The sequence below is a fragment of the Aeromonas sp. 1805 genome, from assembly GCF_013085525.1.
GTDB classification, from domain to species: Bacteria; Pseudomonadota; Gammaproteobacteria; order Enterobacterales; family Aeromonadaceae; genus Aeromonas; species Aeromonas hydrophila.
The window spans coordinates 2078359-2103798 of the sequence record NZ_CP038515.1; the positions used below are offsets into that span (position 1 = coordinate 2078359).

The following is a 25440-nucleotide window of genomic DNA, read 5'->3' on the forward strand; positions in this document are numbered from 1 at the left end:
GCATTGGGTCCAGCTGACAGGGAGAGAGTGGGCCTCTCTCCCGGTTTTTATCGTATGAGGCGCTTTGGTGACTGGCCTTGGTGGGCCGGCGGCGCCTCATTAGGTCACTTCAAATTGCCATAACGGGTGACGATGGCGCTGACGATGTCGCTGTCGGCAGCCAGGCCGGTGATGCGAGCCAGAGCCTGGGCCGGGCCCAGCTCCGCCAGCAGCTGTTGCAGCTCAACCGCCTGCGGGTCATCGGCGTTGCGATAGTGCAGCGCCGCGGCGATCCCCTCCTGCAGGTGATCGCTGGGCAGGCCGTACTCCAGGGTACCGAGCAATGGCTTCACCAGCCGATCTCCCGCCGCCAGCTTGCGCAGCGGCTGACGGCCGACCCGGTCAATCTCGTCCACCAGATAGGGGTTGGCGAAGCGGGCCAGGATCTTCTCGATGTAGGCAGCGTGCAGGCGCGGGTCGAAACCGTAGCGTTGTACCAGCACGGCGCCGCTCTCCTCCATGGCGCGGCGCACCTTGCTGCGGATCAGCGGATCCTCGATCGCCTCGCGGATGGTGCGATAGCCCCTCAGCTTGCCGAGGTAGGCGGTGACGATGTGGCCGGTGTTGAGGGTGAACAGCTTGCGCTCGACGAAGGCCATCAGGTTGTCGGTGGGCTCCATGCCCGCCACCTGCGGCAGCTCGCCCTTGAACTGGGTCTGGTCGACGATCCACTCGCTGAAGCTCTCCACCGTCACTTCCAGCGGATCATCGTTGGCCGCCGCCGGTGGAACGATGCGGTCCACCGCCGAGTCGACGAAGCCGATGCAGGCGTCGAGGGTGGCATGATACGCGACCGGCAGGTACTTGAGTACCTCCTGCTTGAGATGGCTGGTGCCGCGCACCATGTTCTCGCAGGCGATGACGTTGAGCGGCGTCAGGTTGCCGGCATCGAAGCGGGCCTGCAGCCCCTTGGCCAGGGTGCTGGCAATCTTGTCCAGAATGTTGGGGCCGACCGCGGTGGTGACCAGATCGGCGGTGATGATGCGGGCGATCACCTCGTGGCCGGCGGAGCTGACCGCCGCCACGTTGCGCACCACGTCCAGCTTCTGATCCGCTCCCACCACGTGCACCTTGTACTCCTGGCGGTGGTTGAGCTGGTCGATCAGGGTCTCGTTGACGTCGGCGAAAGTGACCTGGTGGCTGGCGTCAGCCAGCAGTTTGCCGATGAAGCCGCGACCGATGTTGCCGGCACCAAAATGCAATGTTTTCATGATATTAACCTCTTGAACCAAAGACGATGAAGGACGATCAGGCAGCCTGTTCGGCACCCAGCAGATCCAGGAATTCCTGGGGATCCTGAGTGCTGGCCAGCCGGTCGATGAGGCCGGGTTCGTCCAGTGCATTGGTCAGGCGGGTTATCACCTGCATGTGTTCGTCGTTGCGGGCGGCGATGCCGATCACCAGCCGCGCCACTTCATCGGCCGCCTCGCCGAAGGCGACCCCGGCCGGGTATTGGCAGATGACGATGCCGGTGCGCTTCACAAACTCCTTGGCGGCGATGGTGCCGTGTGGCACGGCGATGGATTCGCCTAGGTAGGTGGAGACCAGCTGTTCGCGCTCCAGCATGGCGTTGACGTAGTCGGGCGCCACGTAGCCCCGCTCCGCCAGCAGCTTGCCGGCAGCCCGGATGGCGGCCTCCTTGTTGTCGGCCTTGAGCCCCAGGTGCACGTCATGACGGCTCAGAGTGAACACTTCGGCGGCCTGCGGCTCGTAGCTGTCGTCGTTGGCGGCCACCAGCAGCTGCGGGTTGGCGACGTCATCGTTGGCGGCCTGGGTCAGGCTCTGTACCAGCTCCTGATAGAGACCGTTGTCGAGGAAGTTGGTGAGCGAGATGTGGTGGGCGTGCGGCGCGTGGCGACGGGCCCGCTCGGTCAGATCCTTGTGGGTGATGACCCAGTCCACCTGATCGTCGAGCTGATCGATGGCGCGGTTGGTGACACTGATGTCGAGACCGGCGGCCTGCACCCGCTTGCGCAGCAGGCCGGCGCCCATGGCGCTGGAGCCCATGCCCGCATCGCAGGCGACGACGATGTTGCGCACCGCCATCAGTTCACCGCCCGGCTTCTTGGCCGCTGCGGTCTCGGGCTTGGCACCCTTCATGGCTTTCATCTTGCGGGTGGCTTCACCGAGGGCATCGGCCTCGTCGGCTTCCGGCTGCTGGGCACGCACGAACACGGCGGCGACCAGGAAGGAGACGGTGGTGGAGGCGACGATGGAGAGCAGCACCCCGATGAGGGAGGCTTTCGGTGTCATCAACAGCACGGCGAAGATGGAACCCGGTGAGGCGGGGGAGACCAGACCTGCGTTGAACAGGGTCAGGGTGAACACTCCGGTCATGCCGCCGGCGATCACCGCCAGGATGAGGCGCGGATTCATCAGCACGTACGGGAAGTAGATCTCGTGGATGCCGCCGAAGAAGTGAATGATGGAGGCACCGGCTGCAGATTGCTTGGCGGCGCCGCGACCGAACACCATGTAGGCCAGCAGCACGCCCATGCCCGGGCCCGGGTTCGCTTCAATCAGGAAGAAGATGGAGCGGCCGTGCTCGGTGGCCTGCTGGATCCCCAGCGGCGAGAAGATGCCGTGGTTGATGGCGTTGTTGAGGAACAGGATCTTGGCCGGCTCAACGAAGATGGAGGTGAGCGGCAGCAGGTTGTTGTCCACCAGGAAGCCGACGCCACCGGCCAGTACGCCGGAGAGCACCTTGACGAAGGGGCCGATCACGAAGAAGGCGAGGATCGCCAGCAGCATGCCGATGAGGCCGGCGGAGAAGTTGTTGACCAGCATCTCGAAGCCGCTCTTGACGCGACCTTCCATCGCCTTGTCGAAACGCTTGATGGCCCAGCCACCGAGCGGGCCGACCATCATGGCGCCCATGAACATGGGAATGTCGGTCCCCACGATGACGCCCATGGTGGTGATGGCACCGACCACGCCGCCGCGCTCACCCCCCATCAGCTTGCCGCCGGTATAGCCAATCAGCAGCGGCAGCAGGTAGGTGATCATGGGACCGACCAGTTTGGCCAAGGTTTCGCTTGGCAGCCAGCCGGTGGGGATGAAGAGGGCGGTAATAAAGCCCCAGGCGATGAAGGCGCCTATGTTGGGCATGACCATATTGGACAGGAAGCGTCCAAAATTCTGTATCTTGACTTTGGTATCCGGTGATAACATGTCGGGACCCCGTTTTAAGCCTGTTTGATTAAAAGTGGTAGTCGGGCTGGCCGGTTTTGCCGAACCGCCATCCCTGTCGTCTAAGCAACTTCAATCTACCAGCTTGTGATCAAATTAGGCTGAAAACGGGGTGTCTTGTGACGCAGCTCTCAAATACCCCGACCACCCCCCTCCCTTCATAGTGATGTCGATCACATTCACTCTCTGTATTTCGGCTACATTTCGATCTTTGTTGCCGCCAGTATCACTTTTATGTGATAGATGTCACCTTTTGTTGTTTGCGCAAACCCGATGTCAATGTGATCTGTTTCTCATTTCCATTATTTGTATTCAAATGGAGCAACTCACCTGACCTGAAAACTGAGGGTGATGACGATGGATTGGTTGAATCCATATTCAAGTAACCAATGAATCAATTATTTTGTAACCCACTTTCAGTTTTTCATGATCTCCTTCAGCCGCAGAGGCGACGCATCAGCCACTCCAGCGGGCCTCGCTCGAAGCGCATATTCCAGAGATTGGCAAACAGCAGCGCCGCCAGGGCGAAGAGGGCGGCGGCCAGCACCACCTCGGGCAGATCCTGCCCCTGCAGCCAGCCCAGCGCTTCCAGCACGCCCATGCCGAGCATGATGTGGGCCAGATAGAGGGTCAGGGTCTGCCGGCCGACCGGCAGCCACACTCGCCACCAGCGAGCCTCGGGCAGGGCGCGTCCCAGCCAGAGACAGAGCGCGATCAGAGTGCTGGCCGCACCCATGCCGAACAGCAGGTAGAGCGGCGCCGGGGGAATGGGCTGGGTCGCCAGCAGTGGCGCCAGCTCGGGGGCCGGCAAGAGGGTCGGCAACCAGAGTGACAGCCCCTTGGCCAGCGCCATGGCACTCACCCCGCCGGCCAGCAGCCAGCGCTGGGTGACCGGATTGGCCAGAGATTGGCGGCTCAGCCAGAGGCCGTAGAGCAGAAAGCCCAGCCAGGGCACCACCGGGTGCCAGCCGTTGAACAGTAGATTGCGGATGAAGCCGGCCAGGGTCCAGAACTCGGGATAGCTGAAGCTGTGCCACTGCCAGCCCCGATCGTAATCGAGCAGGAACAGCAGGCCGACGAAGCTTGCCGCCAGCAGCGGGATCAGGGCCAGCAGCCAGGGGGAGGGAAGCCGGAGACAGCAGGCCCCCAGCAGAAAGTAGACGGCGTAGTAGTGGATGATGTCGGCCGGAAACACCAGGTAGTTGAGCAGCCCCACGATCAGCAGGAACAGGGCCCGCCTGGCGGTGTGGGTCATGGCCGCCGACCACGCCAGCTTGCGGGTCGACAGCCCCAGCCCGATGCCGGCCAGCACCACGAAGCTGGCGGCGGAGCGTCCCTCCAGTGCATCCAGCAGGGGTTTGAGCCAGGTCGGCCCCCCCGCCAATACCCCCATGGCGATGCGAAAGTTCACCAGCACCATGCCGATAAGCGCCATGGCACGGGCCAGATCCAATCCTTCCAGTCGATTGTGCGGGGTCGTCATGGTGGTGACTCCTTGGGGTGATCAGCAGGCCGGGCCGAGCAGCTGGTCCAGCAGGGACGGCAACCTTTGCTCGACCGGTGCCTGCTCTGGATGCAGGGCCAGGGCGTGGCGCACCGCCTGTCCCTCCAGTGCGTCCAGCAACAGCTGGGCGGTGAGATCCGGTTGCAGGTGTGCAGCCAGCTCCCCCGCCTGCTGGCCACGGCGCACCGTCGCCGTCAGGGCATCGCACAGCTGGCGCTGGTTGCTGGCGAAGGTGGTGGCCATCTCCGGATGGCGGGTCAGCTCGGCCAGGATCTCGGTGCCGAGCAGCAGGTTCTCCGGGGTCAGCGACCAGGCGAGGTAGCCGGCTGCGAAGCGGGCCAGCGCTGCCCTGGCCGGCCCCTGGACCAGCTCATCCAGCAGGGGTTGCAGCTCGGCCGCCTCCAGCGAGGCGATCAGGGCGATCAGCTCCTCCTTGCGGGCGAAGTGGTTGTAGAGGTTGCCGAGGCTCACCCCGGCGGCGGCGGCGATGTCGCGCATGCCGGTCTGGTGGAAGCCCCGCTCGATGAAGCAGCCGAGCGCCGCCTGGATGATCTGTTCGCGCCGCTGCTCCAGCCGCAGGTTGTTGGTGGTCATGGGGATGCCTCTTGCCTGAAAATTTATCATGAGCGAACGTTCGTTCATTTATAGGTTCACTCTATGCCCGTAACGAGCAACTGGCAAGCTCGGGGCGTACAAAAAGTGAACGGCGGACTCGGCGGGTGGCATGGCCCAATAAAAAAGCCCGCAGGGTGCGGGCTTTTGCAAGCTGGGGAGGCCTGGCTTATTCGGCCTTGGGGGCCTCGTCGGTAGGCGCGGCATCGGCCTCGCTGGTGGGGGCGACCGGCGCCGGGCCCGGCACCAGCTCCACCGCCGGCTTGGCGATGAGGGAACGGGTCTCTTCCACCGCTTCGGTCAGCTTGACCTCGATGATCTGGCCGAGCTCGTAGACCACCTCGGTCTTGTCCAGATAGACGCGGCCGTTGTCCCAGTTGCACTCCAGCCGATCCTTGTTGTCGAGGATATGGCGGGCGGGCATGAACACCACGGCGCCGTTCTCGCGCAGACGCAGCTTGAGGCCGGCGCGCATCACGTCGATGATCTCGGCGTTGAACACCTTGTCGGTGCCGGCATCGGCCTTGAGGTAGCGGACATAGAGCCAGTCGCCGATGTCGCGCTCCACCATGCGGTGCAGACGGCGGCAGGCGGTCAGGTGCTCGGTGAGCTCCAGGCTCGGGCGCTCGCCCGGGGTCTTGCCGGCGATGACGGCTTTCAGCAGGCGATGGTTGACCATGTCGCCGTACTTGCGGATCGGGGAGGTCCAGGTGGCGTAGGCATCCAGCCCCAGGCCATAGTGGGCACCCGGCTCGGCGGACATCAGCGCATAGCTCTGGAAGCGGCGGATCTTGCCGTCCAGCCAGCGGGTGTCGAGGTTGTCGATCCAGCGGCGCAGGGCGCAGAAACCGGTGAGGCTGGCGATCTCTTCTTTCTCGAATGGGGCCTCGGCGCTCTTCAGCAGATCGATGGCGCCGTCGAGAGACTCTTCGTCAAAGCCGGTGTGGACGTTGAAGATGCCGTAGCCGACCTGCTTGCCGAGCACGCGGCCTGCGCAGATGTTGGCGGCGATCATCGACTCTTCTACCATGCGGTTGGCGATGCGGCGCGGCTCGACGTGGATGGCCAGCACTTCGCCGTTCTCGCCCAGCTCGAAGTCGTAGTCGGGGCGATCCGGGAACACCAGGGCATGTTCGGTGCGCCAGGCAATGCGCGCCTCGGTCATCGCCTTCATCAGCGGCAGCTGGGCCAGCACGCCGGCGTCGATATCCAGCTGTTTGCCGTGTTCGGCCCAGTCGGAGACGTCGTCATAGGTGAGACGGGCGTGGGAGCTGATGCGGGCAGCGAAGAACTCGGTCTCCTCCAGCAGCAGGCCGTCCTCGGCGATGCGCAGACGGGCGCACAGGGTGTTGCGCTCCTCGCCCTCTTTCAGGGAGCAGAGCTCGTCGGAGAGGGTGCGCGGGATCATCGGCACGTTGCGGCCCGGCATGTAGACGGTGAAAGCGCGCTGGGCGGCTTCCTTGTCCAGCTCGCTGCCCTCGGCCACGTAGGCGGTCGGGTCGGCGATGGCCACCAGCAGCTCCCAGCCGTTGTCCAGCTTGCGGATGGCCAGGGCATCGTCCATGTCCTTGGTCTTGGCGCCGTCGATGGTGAAGAAGGGGGTCGCGGTCAGATCGGTGCGCGGCAGCTCTTCCTCTTCGATCACCTTCCACTCCGGCAGATCCGCCGGCTCGACCTGGGCCAGGTTGTGGCGAGCCAGCACCACCCACCAGGGCACGTTGTGATCGTCCTGCGAGGCGATCTTCTGGGTGATCTCGGCAGAGAAGTTGCCGTCCACCAGGGCGTGACGCTTGAGGGTGGCAACCACCCAGTCCCCTTCCTTGAACTCTTTCTCGTCCAGCCCCTTCTTGACGCGGGCCTTGATGGCATCCTTGATCAGCGGGTGATCGGCGACCACGTTGAGGCGGTCGCGGAACATCTTGACGCGGGCCACGAAACGGGTGACGGACTGCTCCAGCAGGGCATCCGGCTCGGCCACTTCCTTCTCTTTTTCGGTACGGATCAGGGCGCTCACCCGGTCACCGTGCATCACCTTCTTCATGTAGGGAGGCGGCACGAAATAGCTGGTCTTCTCATCGACCTCCAGGAAGCCGAAGCCCCGATCAGAGGCGCGGATCACACCCTCTTTCTTGGGGATGTTTTCGCGGATTTGTTGCTTGAGCTGGGCCAGCAGCGGATTGTCTTGGAACATAAGTGAGGAACCTGAAGTGGAAAACCTGGGTGGAGACCTGATGACGGATCGCCCAGCACTATACGTTTTTACCCCTCCAAAGCCAAGGTGAATGGCCGGTTCAGCCGGGTTGCAGTGCCCGGCGACCCTGCTCGATCAGGCGCTGGGATATCTGCTTGTGCAGCCCCCGTTCCAGCACCCAGCGGTGCCAGTAGAGCCGTTCGACCAGATGCTGGTCCGGGCTGAGATCGAGCAGGCTGCCCTCCGCCAGCTGGCGGCGGATCTGCAATTCCGGGATCAGGCAGCAGGCCAGCCCCTGTTCGGCCATGGCGACGAAGGCCTCGGACGAGCGCACCGTGTGGCAGGGGTAGCCGCCGGGCTCCAGCCCGAAGTGGCGGGCCATGTAGCTGACATGCATGTCGTCGCGCTGATCGAAGGCCACCGCCGGCGCCTTGGCCAGCGCGGCCAGGGTCAGCCCCTGCGGGAAGTGACGGGCGACGAAGGCGGGGCTGGCGGTGAGCAGGTAGCGCATCTCGCCGAGCTCATCGACGCAGCAGCCGGCCAGCGGCTGGCCGTGCAGGCTGACGGCGCCGAACGCCTGCCCCTCGCGTACCCGATCCAGAGTGCGGCTCTCGTCATCCACCAGCAAATTCAGCTCGATGGGGTGCTGCTCCAGCAGCGGGGCCAGGGCTGGCAGAAACCAGGTAGCCAGGCTGTCGGCGTTGACGGCGATGCTGACCCGGATTGGCGCCTGCGGCTCGGCGGGGGAGAGTTCGCTGGCCAGTTCCAGCTCCAGCTGGCGCACCTGACGGTAGTGGGCCAGCAGCTTCTGCCCGAGCGCGGTGGCCTGCAGCGGTTGGCCGCGGATCAGCAGCGGCTCGGCAAACTGCTGCTCCAGCTGCTTGATGCGTTGGGAGATGGCGGACTGGGTGATGTGCAGGCGCTGGGCGGCTCGCTCGAAGTTCTGCTCCTGCATCACCGCATCCAGCGCCAGCAGCAGCTTGTAATCCAACGCCTTCATCAGCATGCCTTATCAACAGAGGGAATTGAGAAGGGATGCTACTCAAGTGGTGGCGGGAGAACAACCGGGGATCGCTGAAAATGTCGGCAGACCAGGCGTGACAAGGGCTGTGGGGTCAAAGCGGCTTTGTCACTGTGAGATGTGACAGTGGTGGTCAAAAGGTATTCAAGAGATACTCTTTTGCGTCCGTTTTTGCATGGGGTGGAAACGGGCCATAGCGAGAACTTTTAATCCCGGGTCTTACCCCGGGATTTTTTTGTGTCGCCTTTATTCGGTGACCAGTTCGCGCGCCTCGTCATAGGCACCCTGCAGGGGCTGGCCGACGGCACGAGCGAAACGCTCATCCAGATGGAAGCGGATCCCGACCCCGCGCACGGCGCCCAGATCCACCGCCTGGCGGTGACCGAGCCGTTCGATGGGCAGGCCGAGACGGCGGAAGATCCGCTCCACCGGCAGGCTGACCACGGCAACCAGCTCGCGGATCCCCTGCGCCTTGGCGAAGGCATAGACCTCGCGGAAGATGATGCAGGTCAGTTCGCTGATGCCGTTGCCGAGCCGGGGAGCCCGTTCGGCATCGATGGCGAGGCGGGTCAGCTCCCACACGTCGTTGCTGCGTGGCGGGGCTTCGCCGGCGAGGGCGGTGGGGAAGATGCTGGGCAGCATGTAATCCTGCGCACAGCTGAGCAGACGGATGCAGCCGCACAGGCCTTCCTCGTCTTCGATCAGCACCCAGTGGGTATCAGGGGTATCGAAACTGTCCTGCTCCAGACCACGGTGGGATTCCACATCCCAGCCAAGGCGATCGGAGAAGACGCGATTGCGAAAGCGATAAAGCTCGTTTTCTACCTCCCATCTGGGGTGTTCTTTTAATTTTCCTTTGAAAACAAGCATTCAGATGTCTCCATTTCAGTGTTCGGCGCTATAATCGAGGCCCTGGCCAGGGGGGCTAGCATATGAAACAAGACCAACTGCTTGAGTACCTCGAACATTTCACTTCGGTAACGGACGGGGATCGTTTGGCCGAGTTGATCGGTCGGTTCACGCTCGGTATGGGTTACGACTACTACCGGTTTGCGCTGATCATTCCCATGTCGATGCAAAGACCCAAGGTGGTGCTGTTCAACCAGTGCCCAGACTCCTGGGTGCAGGCCTACACGGCCAACCATATGCTGGCCTGTGATCCCATCATTCAATTGGCCCGCAAGCAGACCTTGCCCATTTACTGGAACCGGCTGGATGAGCGGGCGCGTTTTCTGCAAGAGGGCAGTCTTGACGTGATGGGGTTGGCGGCGGAGTTCGGGCTGCGCAACGGAATTTCGTTCCCGTTGCACGGTGCGGCAGGGGAGAACGGCATACTGTCGTTCATCACCGCCGAGCGGGCATCGAGCGATCTGCTGCTGGAGTCCTCGCCCATCCTCTCCTGGATGTCCAACTACATCTTCGAGGCGGCGATCCGGATTGTGCGGGTCAGTCTGCGGGAAGATGACCCTCAGGAGGCCCTGACTGACCGGGAGACCGAATGCCTGTTCTGGGCCAGTGAAGGGAAAACGTCGGGTGAAATCGCCTGCATCCTGGGGATCACGGAGCGAACCGTGAACTACCACCTCAATCAGGTCACCCGTAAAACGGGGTCGATGAATCGCTACCAGGCCATCGCCAAGGGGGTGAGCAGTGGCATTTTGCTGCCCAATCTCGAGCAGGTCGTGGTCACCAACTTCCCCAAGCTGATGCAATAAAACCCGATGATTCTCGGGGCAGAGTGATTGGCTAACAATTGTCAGATCCTGCAATTGACAGTCATGGCCGAATGGCGGCCCTTCTGCCCCGAAGGGGTTATGCCTGCCCTGCAGTCATTAGCAAAACCAATGGCTCAGCAGATCAATGAATTTCTCTAAATAGAACTGCCCCCCTTATAGTGCCGTCCAATCACTCTGCTGGACGGTTCATCCATGTTTGCTACCACCCTGCAAGGCTTCACCCTCGGCCTTGCCATGATCATTCCCATCGGTGCCCAGAATGCCTTCGTGCTGAGTCGGGGCATCCACCGCAACCACCATCTGCTGACGGCGACCCTCTGCTGCCTGTGCGATCTCGTGCTGATCGGCATCGGGGTGTTTGGCGGGGCCAACCTGCTGGCGGCCAGCCCGATCGGCCTGGCCCTGCTGACCTGGGGCGGCGTGCTGTTTCTCGGCTGGTTCGGTATCCGTTCCCTGCGCAGTGCCTGGCGCGGGCAGGGGGCCAAGCTGGCGGACTCGCCCCAGTTGATGGGGGTCAAGAGCGTGCTGGCCATGACGCTCGGGGTGACCCTGCTCAATCCCCACGTCTATCTGGATACCCTGATGTTGCTCGGCTCCTTCGGCAGCCAGTTTGCCGAAGAGTTGCGGCCGGCCTTTGCGGCGGGGGCCATGCTGGCCTCGCTGGTCTGGTTCTACAGCCTGGCGTTCGGGGCGGCCGCCCTCTCGCCCTGGCTCGCTCGCGGCAGGGTTCAGCAAGCTATTGATACTATTGTTGGTTTCATCATGTTGGGGCTGGCGTTGCAGCTGGCGAGCGGGGCTCTGCTGGCGTCATAAGGCTATTTTTGTGCCGCACCTCATAAAAATTAATCCCGGCTTCATGCGCTGACATATTCGTCTGTTAAATTCCCGTCGCTGGTAAAGCGACACTCATAATAAAAGGGACAAGACAGTGAATAAAACCATGAAGCTGGGTGCTATTGCAGCCATCGTGCTGTTATCTGCCTGTAGCAATGAAAACGACAGCAAGGCGCAACCGGGTGAGGTTGCCCTGCGTCTGATCCAGACCTCCGATATCCACTCCAACGTGCTGGGCTACGACTACTACCAGAACAAGGAAGATCGCAAGTTTGGCCTCTCCCGCACCGCGCTGCTGATCCGCGCGGCCCGCGCCGAAAACCCCAACAACCTGCTGCTCGACAACGGCGACCTGATCCAGGGCACGCCGCTGGCGGACTACATCTTCGAGCAGTCCGGTGCCGGTTACCTCGACAAGCAGGCCCACCCGGTGTTCAAGGCGATGAACGAGCTCGGCTACGATGCCGGCAACCTGGGCAACCACGAATTCAACTACGGGCTGGATTACCTCACCAAGACCCTGCAGGGGGCCAAGTTCCCCTATGTGAACGCCAACGTGTTCGAGGCGGGCGCCTTCAAGCGCGATGCCAAGGGGCAAATAGACTGGAGCGGCAACAAGTTCACCCCCTACCTGCTGCTGGAACGCAAGGTGAAGGATGACAAGGGCCAGCTGCAGACCGTCAAGGTCGGTATCCTGGGGCTGACCCCGCCGCAGGTACTGCAGTGGGACAAACGTCATCTGGAAGGCAAGGTGGTGGTGGCCGACATGGTCGAGACTGCCAACCACTATGTGCCCGAGCTACGTGCCAAGGGCGCCGATATCGTGGTGGTGGTGGCCCACACCGGCATCAACGCCAGCAGCTACGAGGCCATGATGGAGAACTCCGCCTGGCACCTGGCCAAGGTGAAGGGGGTGGATGCCCTGATGCTGGGCCACGCCCACAAGAACTTCCCGGGTGACTTCCCGGATCTGCCGGAGGTGGACAACAAGGCCGGTACCCTGAGTGGCATTCCGACCGTGATGCCGGGTTACTGGGGCAACCACCTCGGCATCATCGACCTCAAGCTGGAGCAGGTGGACGGCAAGTGGCAGGTGAAACAGAGCCAGGCCAGCCTGCGCAAGATCGACTCCAGCGAGGGCAGCGCGGTGGATCAACGGGTGGTGGACCTGGTACAGGCCGACCATGACGCCACCAACCAGTGGCTGGATGAGCCGCTCGGCAAGATCACCTCCTCCATCCACAGCTTCTTCGCCCTGGTGCAGGATGATCCTTCGGTGCAGCTGGTGAGCGATGCCCAGCGCAAGCATGCCGAACAGCTGCAAAAAGACGGCCTGCTCAAGGAGTCCTACCCCATCCTGTCGGTGGCGGCGCCGTTCCGTGGCGGCCGCAACGGCATCAATGACTTCACCTACGTGGCTCAGGGCGACATCTCCCTGCGCAACGTCTCCGACCTCTACATCTATCCGAACACCCTGCAGGTGGTCGAGGTGAACGGGGCCACCGTCAAGGAGTGGCTGGAGATGAGTGCCGGCCAGTTCAACCAGATCGACACCGGCAAGACCGAGGTGCAGTGGCTGGTGAACGAGAAGTTCCCCACCTACAACTTCGACGTGATCGACGGGGTCAACTACGAGGTGGATATCACCCAGCCGGCCCGTTACAACAAGGAAGGGGCCAAGGTCAGCGACGGCCAGCGCATCAGCAGCCTCACCTTCAACGGCCAGCCCATCGATCCGGCCCAGAAGTTCTACGTGGTGACCAACAACTACCGCGCCAGCGGCGGCGGCCACTTCCCGGGCATCGACGGCAGCAACATAGTGCATGAAGACCCCTTCGAGACGCGCGAGATCATCGCCCAGTACCTGAAGGCCCAGTCTGCCGACAACCCGGCCGGCTTCAGCCCGGCGGCCAACAACAACTGGCACATGAAGGCCCTGCCTGCCAACGTGGACGTGCGGCTCTACTCCTCGCCCCGCGAGGAGGCCAAACAGCTGGCCGGTGCGGATCTGGAGTACAAGTCCACCCTGCCGATGGATGACGCCCAGCACCCTGGCTACGCCATCTTCCGGCTGATCCGTCAGTAATTCCCGGCCGACATGGCAATAAAAAAAGCCCTCGCAGTGCGAGGGCTTTTTCATGGGCGGAGGGCTTAGTTGACCACGGCCACGTTGATGGTGCCGTTGCCCTGGGTCATGCGGACCCGGGCGCCCGGTACGAAGGTGGGGCTGGCCTTTTGCACCACCACGATGGATTCGCCGTTCTCTTTCTTGATCTCGAGTTCGACGCCGTCCACCTGGTTGAGCTTGTCACCGGCCGCCTTGCCCGCTGCCGCACCCGCGATGGCGCCACCGGCTGCGGCGATGTCGCTGCCGCGCCCGCCGCCAATGGTGCTGCCGAGCAGGCCGCCGACCACGGCGCCGCCGATGGTGCCGATCAGTGAGTTCTCATCGGCCTGGATCTTGACCGGGCGGGTGGAGAGGATGGTGCCGTAGCTGACGGTCTGTACCTGCTTGGCGCGATCCTTGGTGTAGACGTCACCGGAGTAGACGTCGCTGTTGGCACAGCCGCTGAGGGTGGTGGCGGTGGTGGTGGCCAACAGGGCGATGAGGGTAATGCGTTTCAACATGATGGGCCTCCTGGGCTGGCATCTAATCTGGTTTGTTCGGTCAGTGATTCAACTCTACGCCAACCGGATTGAGCATGAAACCAGCAAAGTGTAACCAATTATAAGGCCCGGGCCCCGCAAACCCCGTCACTGCCGGCTCAGCCGAGCCGTTTTTCCAGCAGCAGGCGATCCTCGCCCGGGCCGAAATAGTCGCGCTCCTCGGCCAGTTGCTGATAACCGAGTCGAAAGTAGAGGCGCTGGGCCGGATTGGCCGGATCCACCGTCAGTCTGACCCGCTCGATCCCCAGTGTCAGCAGTGACTGCTCCACCTGCAGCATCATGCGTTCGGCCAGGCCGAAACCGCGCGCCTCCGGCAGCACCGCCAAGGAGAGCAGCCAGCCCTGCGACCGATCCTGTCCCAGTCCGCCCAGGGCATAGCCCAGCAGCTTGTCGTCCAGCTCGGCCACCAGCAGCAGCTCGGGCCACAGATCCATGGCCTGGCGGAAGAAGAAGCCGGGATAGACATCCTCCCCGAATACATTGACGTCGATCTGCCAGATGGCGTGCATGTCGGTGTGGCGCGCCACTCTTAAAACGGGGGGCTGGTGCATCCGGGCTCCTGTGGTGTCGTACGTGCTGCCGGGCGGCAGTCAAAAAGGAGCCACAGGGTAGTGGGCCCGCCGGGCTGATGCAAGCGGGTCTGGGGCAGTGAGCAGCAGGGCGGCCCCGACTCAGGGCGGCAGGGGACGGCTGCCCGGTCGTTTGGGGGCCTTGCGGCGGCTGTCCAGCAGGTGGCGCAGGGCCAGCCAGGGGTGATGCCACAGCATGCGCGGGCCGCTCCACTTCATCACCAGCTGGATCTGCTTGCGCATGGCCGGGGCATAGCAGTGGATGTGGCAGTTGGCACAGGTGGGCTTGTGGCCGTGACCATAGCGGCAGCGGCGCAGCCGCTGGTGGGCGAACTCCTGCAACTGCTGGCAGTGCCGGCAGGCGGGATCCTGATGATGATGGTCGCAGTAGAGGCGGATCATGGCGCTGACCGTCTGCTGCTCCCGCTTGAGCCTGGGATGCACGGGCGCCTTGTCGGCACGGGCCGGGCGCGCGGGGTGGGAGTGATGGGTCGTCATGCAGGGCATTGTCCGGACCTGGGGCGACGGGGTCTTGATACAGGTCAAACCGGCGGGCAAAAAAACAGGGCCCGTGGGCCCTGTTTCATCAGACAAGCAGAGTTGTCTGCTCTTAGATGAGGCTGGTTGCCTGCTCCAGCCAGGCGAGATCCTCGCCCTCCAGCAGCGGGCTCAGGCGGCGGTAGACCTCGGCGTGGTACTCGTTGATCCAGCGGAACTCGGCCGGGCTCAACAGGCTGCGATCGATGAGGCGGGTATCGAACGGTACATAGGTCAGCCGCTCGAAGCCGAGCATCGGCAGCTCGCCGTTCTGCTCCTGCTCGGTGACCACCACCAGGTTCTCGCAACGGATGCCGAAGGCATCTTCCCGGTAGTAACCCGGTTCGTTGGAGAGCACCATGCCCGGCTGCAGGGCCACCAGACTGCCCTTGGGGGCAATGCGCTGCGGGCCTTCGTGCACGCTGAGGAAGTGGCCGACGCCGTGGCCGGTGCCGTGGTCGTAGTTGTAGCCGGCCTGCCACAGCGGCTGGCGGGCCAGCACGTCGAGCTGGATGCCGGCGGTGCCGCGCGGGAAGCGGGCCTGATCCAGCGCGATGTGACCCTGCAGTACCCGGGTGAACATCGCCTTGTGCTCGTCGGTCAGCTCACCCACCTTGATGGTGCGGGTGATGTCGGTGGTGCCGTCCAGATACTGGGCGCCGGAGTCCACCAGATAGATGCTGTCCTGGCCAAAGGGGCGCGAGGTGCCGTTGGTGTGGCGGTAGTGGCACATGGCGGCGTTGGGGCCGAGCGCCGAGATGGTGTCGAAGCTCGGCTCGACGTAGTGCTCCTGCTCGCGGCGGAAGGCTTCCAGCTGGTCGGCCAGGGTGCCTTCATCCACCCCGTCGAACTCGCCACTGGCGATCAGCCGATCCAGCCAGGCCAGGAAGCGGGTGACGGCGACGCCGTCGCGCAGATGGGCGGCGCGCATGCCGGCCAGCTCCACCTCGTTCTTGCATGCCTTGGGCAGCATGGTCGGGTCCTGACCGGCTACCAGGATGGCGCCCGCCTCTTCCATGACCAGCTGGGTCCAGGCGTTGGCAGTGTTGGGATCGGCCAGTACCTTCTGCTGATCCTCGCCGATGCGCTGCAGCACGTCACCCAGCTTGTCGATGGGGTAGACGGAGACATCCTGCCCTACGTGCTGGCTGAAGGCGAAGCAGTCGATCTTGTCGGTGTCGACGAAGAAATCCATGGTGGCGTTGGCGTAGAGCACCGCAAAGCCCAGCACCACCGGCAGCCGCTCCACGTCGCGACCACGCAGGTTGAGCAGCCAGTTGATGGGCTCGGCCTGGGTCAGCAGCACCGCATCCAGACCGCGCTTGCGCAGATCGCTGGCCAGCATCTCGCGCTTGGCCTGGCTGGACTGGCCCGCCAGCGCTTCGCTGTAGAGGATGGCCGGGTTCTTGGTGGGGGCGGGGCGATCGCTCCAGTGCAGATCGATGGGGTTCTGCTCCACGCGTACCAGCTCGATGCCGCGTTCGGTCAGCACCGCCTTGGCATTGTGATACCAGGCCAGGCTGTGCAGGCGGGCGTCGAAGCCGACCCGGGCGCCGGACGGCAGCTGATCCGCCAGCCACTGCACATGGGGATCTTCCACCAGATGGAGAAACTCGAAGAGCTCGGCCGGTGCCTGCATGCGTGCCTGCACCGTGTAACGACCGTCGATGAACAGGGCCGCCCGCTGCGCCAGGATGATGGCGAGGCCGGCGGAGCCGTTGAAACCCGTGATCCAGTCCAGTCGCTCGGCGTAGGCGGGAATGTACTCCCCCAGGTGCTCGTCGTCGTGGGGGACGATGAAGGCGTCCAGCTCCATCATGGCCAGTTCGGCCCTGACCTGGGCGACGCGGGTTTCAATAATCTCGAAATGATTCATGTCGTTAATGCCAGATTGTTGTGATGTGAGTGTTCAGTGGTTGTGGCCGCTGTCCAGGATCCGCTTGATGGACTGGCCAGCTGCCTCGATATGTTGCTTGAGCAGTACCACCGCCTCGTGCTTGCGGCGGGCGCGGCACAGCTCCAGCAGCTGGGCGTGCTCGCGCTCGGCCTTGTCGACGCCATCGCTGGCAAACAGCAGCTCGAAGCGCACATAGCGGTCACAGCTCAGATTGATCTGGGCGATCAGCTCCAGTGCCTGGGGGCGGCCGGCGGCCTGGTAGAGGGTGGCGTGAAAACTGTGGTTCAGTTCGGCCCAGCGTTCGATCTGGGTGCCCGACTCGAGGGCCTGGTCGAACTGGGCGAGGATCGCCTGCGCCCGGGCGAAGGTCTCCTCCGTCATCAGGTCGACGGCGTGGAACAGGGTATCGGCTTCCAGCAGGGCTCGCAAATAAAAGAGCTCCTCGATGGCCGCGGCGTCCAGCATGGTGACCACGGCGCCGCGGTGTGCCTCGAACTTCACCAGCCCCTGCGCTTCCAGCTGCATCAGGGCTTCGCGCACCGGAATACGGCTCACCGCCAGCTCCTTGGCGATGGCGTCCTGACGCAGGGGGGCGCCGGCGGGAAACTCACCGCGCAGGATCCGGCCACGGAGGTTTTCCATCACCATTTGGGTACGGGTCTTGTAGGGGGGGTCATGATCGGGTCACAGGGGAATCGTTACAAAATTGTATATTGTATAAAGTTGGGCTGAATCTAACGCGCAAGGGCCCACAAGGCAAGGTTTGGCAGGAGTCAAACGCCGCGCTCTGCTCAAAAAAATACCGGCCAGCTGGGCTGACCGGTATGAGATTGGCAGTAAACGGGTCTGGCTGTTACAGCTGCGGGCCTGCCGCGACCAGACGCTTGCCCTCTTCATTGTCGGTGAAGCGCTCGAAGTTCTTGATAAAGCGTCCTGCCAGGTCAACCGCCTTGGCGTCCCACTCGGCCTTGTTGGCGTAAGTGTCGCGCGGGTCGAGGATCGCCGGGTTCACGTCGTGCAGGGCGGTCGGCACTTCCAGATTGAAGATCGGCAGCACCTTGGTCTCGGCCTTCTCGATGGAACCATCCAGGATGGCGTCGATGATGGCGCGGGTGTCCTTGATGGAGATGCGCTTGCCGGTGCCGTTCCAGCCGGTGTTGACCAGGTAGGCTTCCGCGCCGGCGGCTTCCATCCGTTTCACCAGCTCCTGACCGTACTTGGTCGGGTGCAGGGAGAGGAAGGCTGCGCCGAAGCAGGAGGAGAAGGTCGGGGTCGGCTCTGTGATGCCGCGCTCGGTACCGGCCAGCTTGGCGGTGAAGCCAGACAGGAAGTGGTACTTGGTCTGCTCCTTGGTCAGCTTGGAGACCGGGGGCAGCACGCCGAAGGCGTCGGCAGTCAGGAAGATCACCTTGTTGGCGTGACCCGCCTTGGAGACCGGCTTGACGATGTTCTCGATGTGATAGATGGGGTAGGAGACCCGGGTGTTCTCGGTCTTGGAGCCATCGTCGAAGTCGATGGTGCCGTCGGCCGCCACGGTCACGTTCTCCAGCAGCGCATCGCGACGGATGGCGTTGTAGATGTCCGGCTCGGCTTCCTTGGAGAGCTTGATGGTCTTGGCGTAGCAGCCGCCTTCGAAGTTGAACACGCCATCGTCGTCCCAGCCGTGCTCGTCATCGCCGATCAGCTGACGCTTGGGATCGGTGGAGAGGGTGGTCTTGCCGGTACCGGAGAGGCCGAAGAAGATGGCCACGTCACCGTCCTGACCCACGTTGGCGGAGCAGTGCATGGAGGCGATGCCGCGCAGGGGCAGGAAGTAGTTCATCATGGAGAACATCCCCTTCTTCATCTCGCCACCGTACCAGGTGCCGCCGATGAGCTGGATCTTCTCGGTCAGGTTGAAGGCGACGAAGTTCTCGGAGTTGAGACCCTGCTCCTTCCAGTTCGGGTTGGTGCACTTGGCACCGTTCATCACCACGAAGTCCGGTTTGAAGGTTTTCAGCTCTTCATCGCTCGGGCGAATGAACATGTTTTTCACGAAGTGCGCCTGCCAGGCCACCTCGGTGATGATGCGCACGGCCAAGCGGGTGTCCGGGTTGGCACCGCAGAAGCCGTCGACCACGAACAGGCGCTTGCCGGAGAGCTGTTTGGTCACCAGGGATTTCAGATGTGACCACACTTCCGGGGTGATGGCTTTGTTATCGTTTTTACCCTGGTCAGACCACCACACAGTATTCTGGGTAGTGGCGTCTTTGACGATATATTTATCTTTAGGGGAGCGGCCGGTGAAGATGCCGGTATTGACATTGACGGCGCCCAGTTCGGTCACCACGCCGCGCTCGAACCCTTCCAGGTCGGCACGTGTCTCTTCCGCGAACAGCTGGTCGTAGGAAGGGTTGCGCAGGATTTCAGTGGAGTTCTTGATACCGTACTGGTCCAGTCCTAATTGCTTGGCCAGGGTGGGTTCTGCCACGATTGTCATTGTATTCTCCTGGGTTCAGAGGTTGGTAGGGTTCTATCTGGCGTTCATCCTATCACTTAGGTGGTAGAGTTTAGCGATCGCCATCAAACTTTATAAAATAGGGTATTTTTTTGTTATTTAAGTTAAAGGCGGGTTTTGCCCGCCTTCAATTAGTGTAACTTGTTTGCATCATTACCGGGAGCCCTGCTGAACAGGGTTTCGACGTCGATCCCATCAAATTGGTACTGGGCGCCGCAATAATCACAGTGCATGTCGATCTTGCCGAGCTCCTGCACCATCTCCATCACCTCTTCCTTCTCTATCTGCAGCAGAGCCCCTTCGCAACGGGCGCGGGAGCAGGTGCAGCGGAACTCGACCGCCTGCGGATCGAACACCCGCACCTTGTCCTGGTGGTAGAGGCGGTAGAGGATCTCTTCCGCTTCCAGCCCGAACAGCTCTTCATCCTTGATGGTGCTGGTGAGCTGGGTCAGGTGCTCGAAGTCGTCGCTGTGATCCTCGCTCTGGGCGGGCAGCTCCTGCAGCAGGATGCCGGCGGCGCGCGGCTCACCCTGGTGGTAGCCGGTGCGGATCCACAGCTTGGTCGCCAGCTGTTCGGACTGGGCGAAGTAGTGCTCCAGGCAGCCAGCCAGGGTGTCGGCGTCCAGCGCTATGATGCCCTGATAGCGTTCACCCTGCTCCGGGGTGATGGTGATGACCAGCTGGCCTTCTCCGATCAGGCTCTGCAGCTTGTCGTCGCTCGGCAGTTCCCCTTCATAGCGGGCCACACCACGCAACTGCTGGTTGTTGTCGCCGTTGATGACGGCCAGCCGTACCGGGCCGTTGCCCTGCAGCTGCACCGTGATGGAGCCTTCGAATTTGAGGGTGGCGGTCAGCAGGCTGGTGGCGACCAGCAGTTCACCCAGCAGTTTTTGCACCTGTACCGGGTAGTTCTGGGCCTCAACCACGTGGCGGTAGGTGTGGTCCAGCTGGACCAGCTCGCCCCGGACTTCGTACTCTTCGAACAGATAGCGATACAGGAGATCTTGGTTACTCATCATGCATTCCTGGGTTCTTCGGTGGGGTAAATAGATAAAAACATTAATAAACAGCTGGTTAGGAACTTATTCCGGCAACTGTCGTCATAAAAGGGCCATCTTGGCGGGTCAATATTGCTTGACCTTGATCAGCTGGCGCCGCTCCTGTTTGTGGGGGCGACGCTCGGGGCTTGGCGCAAACTGGCTGTTGAAGCGGCGTGCCTCGCTGTTTTCGGCCCGCTTTTTCAGGCTGGCCTCGGTCTCTTCATAGAGCTGCTGGGCCAGCGGGGCTGACTTGCGCTGCTCGCTCACCTCGAGCACCCGCACTTCCCGTTCGTCCTGGCCCTGCCAGCAGCGAATGAGGGCGCCGACCTCGACATGCTTGCCCGGTTTGCTGCGCTGGCCGTTGTAATGCACCTTGCCCCCTTCAATCTGGTCGCGGGCCAGGCTGCGGGTCTTGTAAAAACGCGCCGCCCACAACCACTTGTCGAGACGGACCAGGGCTGGGGTTTCTGCGGGGTTCGGCATGAATCGACTCCGGAATGGCTGAAAGGGGTGCCTGATTATACCAGAGGCGGGCCCCGGGATAGAAACAGGGGGGCTGATGGTGTGACGGAATGTCAATTTTCGCAGCTTCATCCCATCCGGTCGGTTGTCTCTGGGTCCATTGCCGTACACAATAGCCAACCGATTTGGATGCCAGAAAATATTGATAAACATGACGCTACCGTTCAGGGATGACTTGTTGAGCTCCCTTCTGGCCCGTTGTAAAACCGTGCCACTCTCCCGATTTAGCCAGCCTCTGTTCTGGCTTCTGCTGCTGTTGCTGGCCCACCAGTGTGCCGGTCTCACCTGGCGTCTGCTGGATCTCGGCAGCCGGCCCGTCAGCCAGTCCTGGCAACCGTCGGTGGTCGCCAATCAGAGCCAGGGTACAAACCGGCTCGACCTGAGCGGCGTCAGCCGGCTGGCACTGTTTGGCAAGGCCAAACAGCAGGCCCAGGCGGCCGATGTTGTCGCAGCCGATGCTCCCAAGACCCAGCTCAATGCCCAGCTCAACGGCGTGCTGGCGAGCTCGGATCCCGCCAAATCCATCGCCATCATCGCCCACAACGGGCTGCAGAACTCCTACGGCATCGGTGATCTCATCGATGGTACCCAGGCCAAGATCCGCCAGGTGTTCCCGGATCGGGTCATCATCGAGCGGGACGGCCGTGACGAGACCCTGATGCTGGACGGGGAGGAGTACGGCAAGCCGCTGCCCAAGCCGGGCAACCAGGACGGCAAGCTCTCCTCGGTACGCAACGAGCTGATGGGCAACCCCGGCAAGATCACCGATTACCTCAATATTTCCCCGGTCCGGGTCGATGGCCGCATGGTCGGCTATCGCCTCAATCCGGGCAGCAATCCGGAACTGTTCAATCAACTGGGGCTGGTCGCCAACGACATGGCGGTCAGCATCAATGGGCTGGATCTGCGGGATAACGCTCAGGCCATGCAGGCGATGCAGCAGGTGGCTGGCGCAACGGAAATGACCGTCACCGTCGAGCGGCAAGGACAGCTCTACGACGTTTATGTCGGCTTGTCAGAATAATGATTTGGAGTAGCACCAAGAATGATAAATAAAGGGAAGGGCTGGCGTCTGGCCACCGTGGCTGCGGCGCTGATGATGGCAGGTTCTGCCTGGGCCACCGAATATTCCGCCAGCTTCAAGAATGCCGACATCGAAGAGTTCATCAACACGGTCGGCAAGAACCTGAACAAGACCATCATCATCGAGCCTTCGGTGCGCGGCAAGATCAACGTCCGCAGCTATGACCTGCTCAACGAGGACCAGTACTACCAGTTCTTCCTGAGCGTGCTCGATGTCTATGGCTTCGCCGTGGTCCCGATGGACAACGGCGTGCTCAAGGTGGTGCGCTCCAAGGATGCCAAGACCTCCGCCATCCCGGTGGTGGACGAGAGCAACCCCGGCAGCGGCGACGAGATGGTGACCCGGGTCGTGCCGGTGCGCAACGTCTCGGTACGTGAACTGGCGCCGCTGCTGCGCCAGCTTAACGACAACGCCGGTGGCGGCAACGTGGTCCATTACGACCCCTCCAACGTGCTGCTGATCACCGGCCGCGCCGCCGTGGTCAACCGGCTGGTGGAAGTGGTACGCCGGGTCGACAAGGCGGGCGATCAGGAAGTGGACATCGTCAAGCTCAAGTACGCCTCCGCCGGCGAGATGGTGCGGCTGGTGACCAACCTCAACAAGGATGGCAACAACCAGGGCGGCAATACCTCCCTGCTGCTGGCACCCAAGGTGGTGGCCGACGAGCGCACCAACTCGGTGGTGGTGAGCGGCGAGCCCAAGGCGCGCGCCCGCATCATCCAGATGGTGCACCAGCTTGACCGTGACCTGCAGAGCCAGGGCAACACCCGGGTCTTCTATCTGAAATACGGCAAGGCCAAGGATCTGGTGGAGGTGCTCAAGGGCGTCAGCTCCAGCATAGAGGCGGACAAGAAGGGCGGCGCGGCTACCACCACAGGCGGTGGCGGTGCCAGCATCGGCGGTGGCAAGCTGGCCATCTCCGCCGACGAGACCACCAATGCCCTGGTGATCACCGCCCAGCCGGACGTGATGGCCGAGCTGGAGCAGGTAGTCGCCAAGCTCGACATTCGCCGTGCCCAGGTACTGGTGGAGGCGATCATCGTCGAGATCGCCGATGGCGACGGCCTCAACCTCGGGGTGCAGTGGGCCAACACCAATGGCGGCGGCACCCAGTTCACCGACACCGGTCTGCCCATCGGTTCGGTGGCCATCGCGGCCAAGGATTACCAGAAGAACGGCACCACCACCGGCCTGGCCTCGCTGGCCAAGGATTTCAACGGTATGGCGGCCGGCTTCTACAAGGGCAACTGGGCCGCGCTGGTGACGGCCCTGTCGACCGATACCAAGAACGATATTCTCTCCACCCCGAGTATCGTCACCATGGACAACAAGGAAGCCTCCTTCAACGTCGGTCAGGAAGTGCCGGTGCAGAGTGGCTCCCAGAGCTCCACCACCAGCGATCAGGTGTTCAACACCATCGAACGCAAGACGGTGGGTACCAAGCTGGTGGTGACGCCGCAGATCAACGAGGGGGATTCCGTGCTGCTCAACATCGAGCAGGAGGTCTCCAGCGTGGCGCAGACCCAGGCACCCGGCACCAGCACGCTGGGCCCGACCTTCGATACCCGCACCATCAAGAATGCGGTGCTGGTGAAGAGTGGCGAGACAGTGGTGCTGGGCGGCTTGATGGACGAGAAGACCCAGGAGAAGGTCTCCAAGGTGCCGCTGCTCGGCGACATCCCGGTGCTGGGCTATCTGTTCCGCTCTACCTCCAACTCGACCTCCAAGCGCAATCTGATGGTCTTTATCCGACCGACCATTTTGCGTGATGCCGATGTCTACAGCGGTATCTCCAGCAACAAGTACTCCCAGTTCCGCTCCGAGCAGCAGGAGGCTGCGGCGCAGGAGGGGTACCTCACCTCGCCCAAGCGCCAGGTGCTGCCCCAGTACGGCCAGGACGTGACCATGTCGCCCGAGGCGCAGAAACAGATCCAGCAGATGCAGTCGGCCCCGCAGACGAGCGGCGGATCCCAGCCATTCGTGGGTAACAAGTAATGGCGGCATACCAGCTGGATGGTGTCGACATGCCGGCAGCCCTGCCCGAGCTGCCGTTTGCCTTCGCCCGCAACTTCGGGGTGATCCTGACCGAGCGGCAGGGGGCCCCGGTGCTGCTCTGCCGCCAGGGCGTGACGCCGCAAACCCTGCTGGAAGTACGGCGGGTGGCGGGCTGCGCCTTCACGGTGGAGCAGATGGATGGCGAAGCCTTCGAAGAGCTGCTGATGGCCCACTACCAGCGCGACTCCTCCGAGGCGCGCCAGCTGATGGAGGATCTCGGCAACGAGATGGACTTCTTCGCGCTGGCCGAAGAGCTGCCCCAGAGTGAAGACCTGCTGGACGCCGATGACGATGCCCCCATCATCCGCCTCATCAACGCCATGTTGAGCGAGGCGATAAAAGAAGAGGCGTCCGACATCCACATCGAGACCTTCGAGCGGGCCCTGGTGATCCGCTTCCGTATCGACGGGGTGCTGCGGGAGATCCTGCGTCCCCACCGCAAGCTCGCCTCCTTGCTGGTGTCGCGCATCAAGGTCATGTCGCGGATGGACATCGCCGAGAAGCGAGTGCCGCAGGATGGCCGCATCTCACTGCGCATCGGCGGCCGGGCGGTGGACGTGCGGGTATCCACCATGCCGTCCAGCTACGGCGAGCGGGTGGTGCTGCGTCTGCTCGACAAGAACAATGTGCGGCTCGAGCTCAAGCAGCTCGGCATGACGCTGGCCAACCGCAACATCATCAGCGAACTCATTCGCAAGCCCCACGGCATCATTCTGGTGACGGGCCCGACCGGTTCGGGCAAGTCGACCACCCTCTACGCGGCCCTCTCCGAGATCAACTCGCGGGATCGCAACATCCTGACCGTCGAAGACCCCATCGAATATGACCTCGAAGGGGTGGGCCAGACCCAGGTCAACAGCAAGGTGGACATGACCTTCGCCCGCGGCCTGCGCGCCATTCTGCGCCAAGACCCGGACGTGGTGATGGTGGGGGAAATTCGTGACCTCGAGACCGCCCAGATCGCGGTGCAGGCGTCGCTGACCGGTCACCTGGTGATGTCGACCCTGCACACCAACACCGCCATCGGTGCCATCACCCGGATGCGGGACATGGGCATCGAGCCCTTCCTGCTCTCCTCCTCGCTGCTGGCGGTACTGGCCCAGCGGCTGGTGCGCACCCTCTGCCCCGATTGTCGCGCGCCGCGCCCCATCACCGAGCAGGAGCGCATTGCCATGGGCATCGAGCTGGCGCCGGATCAGCAGGTGTGGCGACCAGTGGGCTGCGAGCAGTGCAACCACACCGGCTATCGCGGCCGGACCGGCATCCACGAGCTGGTGGTGATCGACGAAGCGGTGCGCGAGGCGATCCACAGCGCCAGCGGCGAGCTGGCCATCGAGCGGCTGATCCGGGGTCACACCCCCAGCATCCGCCGCGACGGCATCGACAAGGTACTCAAGGGGCAGACCAGCCTCGAAGAGGTGCTGCGCGTGACCCGGGAAGACTGAG

The 25440-nt window shown here is 62.8% G+C and carries 21 protein-coding genes; 6 read left to right on the forward strand and 15 right to left on the reverse strand.

Annotated elements, in window-relative coordinates; genetic code table 11:
• Nucleotides 1–104: 104 nt before the first annotated feature.
• The 7 genes from E5E96_RS09925 to E5E96_RS09955 form a co-directional block, all read right to left on the reverse strand.
• Nucleotides 105–1250 carry a mannitol-1-phosphate 5-dehydrogenase gene (locus E5E96_RS09925; RefSeq protein WP_016349320.1) on the reverse strand — a complete coding sequence of 382 codons (1146 nt, stop codon included), beginning with the start codon at nucleotides 1248–1250 and terminating at the stop codon, nucleotides 105–107.
• 37 nt (nucleotides 1251–1287) lie between these two features.
• Nucleotides 1288–3210: a PTS mannitol transporter subunit IICBA gene (locus E5E96_RS09930; RefSeq protein ID WP_016349321.1), complete on the reverse strand. Its 1923-nt coding sequence runs from the start codon at nucleotides 3208–3210 to the stop codon at nucleotides 1288–1290.
• A 454-nt stretch (nucleotides 3211–3664) separates the two neighbouring features.
• Nucleotides 3665–4711, reverse strand: a complete 1047-nt coding sequence (locus tag E5E96_RS09935) for a DUF418 domain-containing protein (RefSeq protein WP_171282056.1) — start codon at nucleotides 4709–4711, stop codon at nucleotides 3665–3667.
• A gap of 21 nt (nucleotides 4712–4732) precedes the next feature.
• Nucleotides 4733–5326: a TetR/AcrR family transcriptional regulator gene (locus E5E96_RS09940; protein ID WP_171282057.1), complete on the reverse strand. Its 594-nt coding sequence runs from the start codon at nucleotides 5324–5326 to the stop codon at nucleotides 4733–4735.
• Between the two features lie 187 nt (nucleotides 5327–5513).
• Entirely contained in the window at nucleotides 5514–7535 is a 2022-nt protein-coding gene (locus E5E96_RS09945; protein ID WP_171282058.1) for an exoribonuclease II, read from the reverse strand.
• A gap of 100 nt (nucleotides 7536–7635) precedes the next feature.
• Nucleotides 7636–8535 carry a LysR family transcriptional regulator ArgP gene (locus E5E96_RS09950; RefSeq protein ID WP_171282059.1) on the reverse strand — a complete coding sequence of 300 codons (900 nt, stop codon included), beginning with the start codon at nucleotides 8533–8535 and terminating at the stop codon, nucleotides 7636–7638.
• A 267-nt stretch (nucleotides 8536–8802) separates the two neighbouring features.
• A complete protein-coding gene (locus E5E96_RS09955; protein ID WP_011704528.1) occupies nucleotides 8803–9426 on the reverse strand; it encodes an acyl-homoserine-lactone synthase in 624 nt (207 codons plus the stop codon).
• A 62-nt stretch (nucleotides 9427–9488) separates the two neighbouring features.
• On the opposite strand from E5E96_RS09955, the gene E5E96_RS09960 reads away from it, so the two are divergent.
• From E5E96_RS09960 to E5E96_RS09970, 3 genes are all read left to right on the forward strand, one after another.
• On the forward strand, nucleotides 9489–10271 hold the full coding sequence (locus E5E96_RS09960) for a LuxR family transcriptional regulator (protein WP_005315931.1): 783 nt from the start codon (nucleotides 9489–9491) through the stop codon (nucleotides 10269–10271).
• A 213-nt stretch (nucleotides 10272–10484) separates the two neighbouring features.
• Nucleotides 10485–11105 carry an L-lysine exporter gene (gene lysE, locus E5E96_RS09965; RefSeq protein ID WP_011704530.1) on the forward strand — a complete coding sequence of 207 codons (621 nt, stop codon included), beginning with the start codon at nucleotides 10485–10487 and terminating at the stop codon, nucleotides 11103–11105.
• A gap of 127 nt (nucleotides 11106–11232) precedes the next feature.
• Complete coding sequence (locus E5E96_RS09970; protein ID WP_029301886.1) at nucleotides 11233–13212, forward strand: bifunctional 2',3'-cyclic-nucleotide 2'-phosphodiesterase/3'-nucleotidase; 1980 nt, start codon at nucleotides 11233–11235, stop codon at nucleotides 13210–13212.
• A gap of 65 nt (nucleotides 13213–13277) precedes the next feature.
• Here the strand turns inward: E5E96_RS09970 and E5E96_RS09975 are convergent, their stop codons facing one another.
• The 8 genes from E5E96_RS09975 to hslR form a co-directional block, all read right to left on the reverse strand.
• Nucleotides 13278–13754, reverse strand: coding sequence for a glycine zipper 2TM domain-containing protein (locus E5E96_RS09975; RefSeq protein WP_005308463.1), 477 nt, complete (start codon nucleotides 13752–13754; stop codon nucleotides 13278–13280).
• 137 nt (nucleotides 13755–13891) lie between these two features.
• On the reverse strand, nucleotides 13892–14344 hold the full coding sequence (locus E5E96_RS09980; RefSeq protein WP_171282060.1) for an N-acetyltransferase: 453 nt from the start codon (nucleotides 14342–14344) through the stop codon (nucleotides 13892–13894).
• A 120-nt stretch (nucleotides 14345–14464) separates the two neighbouring features.
• Complete coding sequence (locus tag E5E96_RS09985) at nucleotides 14465–14860, reverse strand: nitrous oxide-stimulated promoter family protein (protein ID WP_026080215.1); 396 nt, start codon at nucleotides 14858–14860, stop codon at nucleotides 14465–14467.
• Nucleotides 14861–14972: 112 nt separating this feature from the next.
• Complete coding sequence (locus E5E96_RS09990) at nucleotides 14973–16775, reverse strand: aminopeptidase P family protein (RefSeq protein ID WP_171282061.1); 1803 nt, start codon at nucleotides 16773–16775, stop codon at nucleotides 14973–14975.
• A 33-nt stretch (nucleotides 16776–16808) separates the two neighbouring features.
• The gene (locus tag E5E96_RS09995) at nucleotides 16809–17444 is read right to left on the reverse strand and encodes a GntR family transcriptional regulator (protein WP_171282062.1); all 636 of its coding nucleotides are present in this window, start codon (nucleotides 17442–17444) and stop codon (nucleotides 16809–16811) included.
• Between the two features lie 205 nt (nucleotides 17445–17649).
• Nucleotides 17650–19275 carry a phosphoenolpyruvate carboxykinase (ATP) gene (gene pckA / locus E5E96_RS10000; protein WP_045790733.1) on the reverse strand — a complete coding sequence of 542 codons (1626 nt, stop codon included), beginning with the start codon at nucleotides 19273–19275 and terminating at the stop codon, nucleotides 17650–17652.
• Between the two features lie 149 nt (nucleotides 19276–19424).
• Nucleotides 19425–20309, reverse strand: coding sequence for an Hsp33 family molecular chaperone HslO (hslO, locus tag E5E96_RS10005; protein ID WP_024943636.1), 885 nt, complete (start codon nucleotides 20307–20309; stop codon nucleotides 19425–19427).
• Between the two features lie 108 nt (nucleotides 20310–20417).
• Nucleotides 20418–20816 (reverse strand): ribosome-associated heat shock protein Hsp15, encoded by a 399-nt coding sequence (hslR, locus tag E5E96_RS10010; protein WP_171282063.1) that lies wholly within the window; start codon nucleotides 20814–20816, stop codon nucleotides 20418–20420.
• Between the two features lie 214 nt (nucleotides 20817–21030).
• Here hslR and exeC point away from each other — a divergent pair, with 214 nt between their 5' ends.
• Genes exeC through exeE form a run of 3 tightly spaced genes read left to right on the forward strand, consistent with a single transcriptional unit; the run spans nucleotide 21031 to nucleotide 25439 of the window.
• Nucleotides 21031–21879 carry a GspC family type II secretion system variant ExeC gene (gene exeC, locus E5E96_RS10015; protein ID WP_301270965.1) on the forward strand — a complete coding sequence of 283 codons (849 nt, stop codon included), beginning with the start codon at nucleotides 21031–21033 and terminating at the stop codon, nucleotides 21877–21879.
• A gap of 21 nt (nucleotides 21880–21900) precedes the next feature.
• On the forward strand, nucleotides 21901–23934 hold the full coding sequence (gene exeD, locus E5E96_RS10020; protein ID WP_171282064.1) for a GspD family T2SS secretin variant ExeD: 2034 nt from the start codon (nucleotides 21901–21903) through the stop codon (nucleotides 23932–23934).
• On the forward strand, nucleotides 23934–25439 hold the full coding sequence (gene exeE / locus E5E96_RS10025; RefSeq protein WP_016349336.1) for a GspE family T2SS ATPase variant ExeE: 1506 nt from the start codon (nucleotides 23934–23936) through the stop codon (nucleotides 25437–25439). The genes exeD and exeE overlap by 1 nt, the downstream gene beginning before the upstream one ends.
• Nucleotide 25440: the final 1 nt, after the last annotated feature.

Coding starts and splice junctions, on each gene's coding strand:
- E5E96_RS09925 (WP_016349320.1), bottom strand. CDS start 1,250: ATGAAAACATTGCATTTTGGTGCCGGCAACATCGGTCGCGGCTTCATC.
- E5E96_RS09930 (WP_016349321.1), bottom strand. CDS start 3,210: ATGTTATCACCGGATACCAAAGTCAAGATACAGAATTTTGGACGCTTC.
- E5E96_RS09935 (WP_171282056.1), bottom strand. CDS start 4,711: ATGACGACCCCGCACAATCGACTGGAAGGATTGGATCTGGCCCGTGCC.
- E5E96_RS09940 (WP_171282057.1), bottom strand. CDS start 5,326: ATGACCACCAACAACCTGCGGCTGGAGCAGCGGCGCGAACAGATCATC.
- E5E96_RS09945 (WP_171282058.1), bottom strand. CDS start 7,535: ATGTTCCAAGACAATCCGCTGCTGGCCCAGCTCAAGCAACAAATCCGC.
- E5E96_RS09950 (WP_171282059.1), bottom strand. CDS start 8,535: ATGAAGGCGTTGGATTACAAGCTGCTGCTGGCGCTGGATGCGGTGATG.
- E5E96_RS09955 (WP_011704528.1), bottom strand. CDS start 9,426: ATGCTTGTTTTCAAAGGAAAATTAAAAGAACACCCCAGATGGGAGGTA.
- E5E96_RS09960 (WP_005315931.1), top strand. CDS start 9,489: ATGAAACAAGACCAACTGCTTGAGTACCTCGAACATTTCACTTCGGTA.
- lysE (WP_011704530.1), top strand. CDS start 10,485: ATGTTTGCTACCACCCTGCAAGGCTTCACCCTCGGCCTTGCCATGATC.
- E5E96_RS09970 (WP_029301886.1), top strand. CDS start 11,233: ATGAAGCTGGGTGCTATTGCAGCCATCGTGCTGTTATCTGCCTGTAGC.
- E5E96_RS09975 (WP_005308463.1), bottom strand. CDS start 13,754: ATGTTGAAACGCATTACCCTCATCGCCCTGTTGGCCACCACCACCGCC.
- E5E96_RS09980 (WP_171282060.1), bottom strand. CDS start 14,344: ATGCACCAGCCCCCCGTTTTAAGAGTGGCGCGCCACACCGACATGCAC.
- E5E96_RS09985 (WP_026080215.1), bottom strand. CDS start 14,860: ATGACGACCCATCACTCCCACCCCGCGCGCCCGGCCCGTGCCGACAAG.
- E5E96_RS09990 (WP_171282061.1), bottom strand. CDS start 16,775: ATGAATCATTTCGAGATTATTGAAACCCGCGTCGCCCAGGTCAGGGCC.
- E5E96_RS09995 (WP_171282062.1), bottom strand. CDS start 17,444: ATGGTGATGGAAAACCTCCGTGGCCGGATCCTGCGCGGTGAGTTTCCC.
- pckA (WP_045790733.1), bottom strand. CDS start 19,275: ATGACAATCGTGGCAGAACCCACCCTGGCCAAGCAATTAGGACTGGAC.
- hslO (WP_024943636.1), bottom strand. CDS start 20,309: ATGAGTAACCAAGATCTCCTGTATCGCTATCTGTTCGAAGAGTACGAA.
- hslR (WP_171282063.1), bottom strand. CDS start 20,816: ATGCCGAACCCCGCAGAAACCCCAGCCCTGGTCCGTCTCGACAAGTGG.
- exeD (WP_171282064.1), top strand. CDS start 21,901: ATGATAAATAAAGGGAAGGGCTGGCGTCTGGCCACCGTGGCTGCGGCG.
- exeE (WP_016349336.1), top strand. CDS start 23,934: ATGGCGGCATACCAGCTGGATGGTGTCGACATGCCGGCAGCCCTGCCC.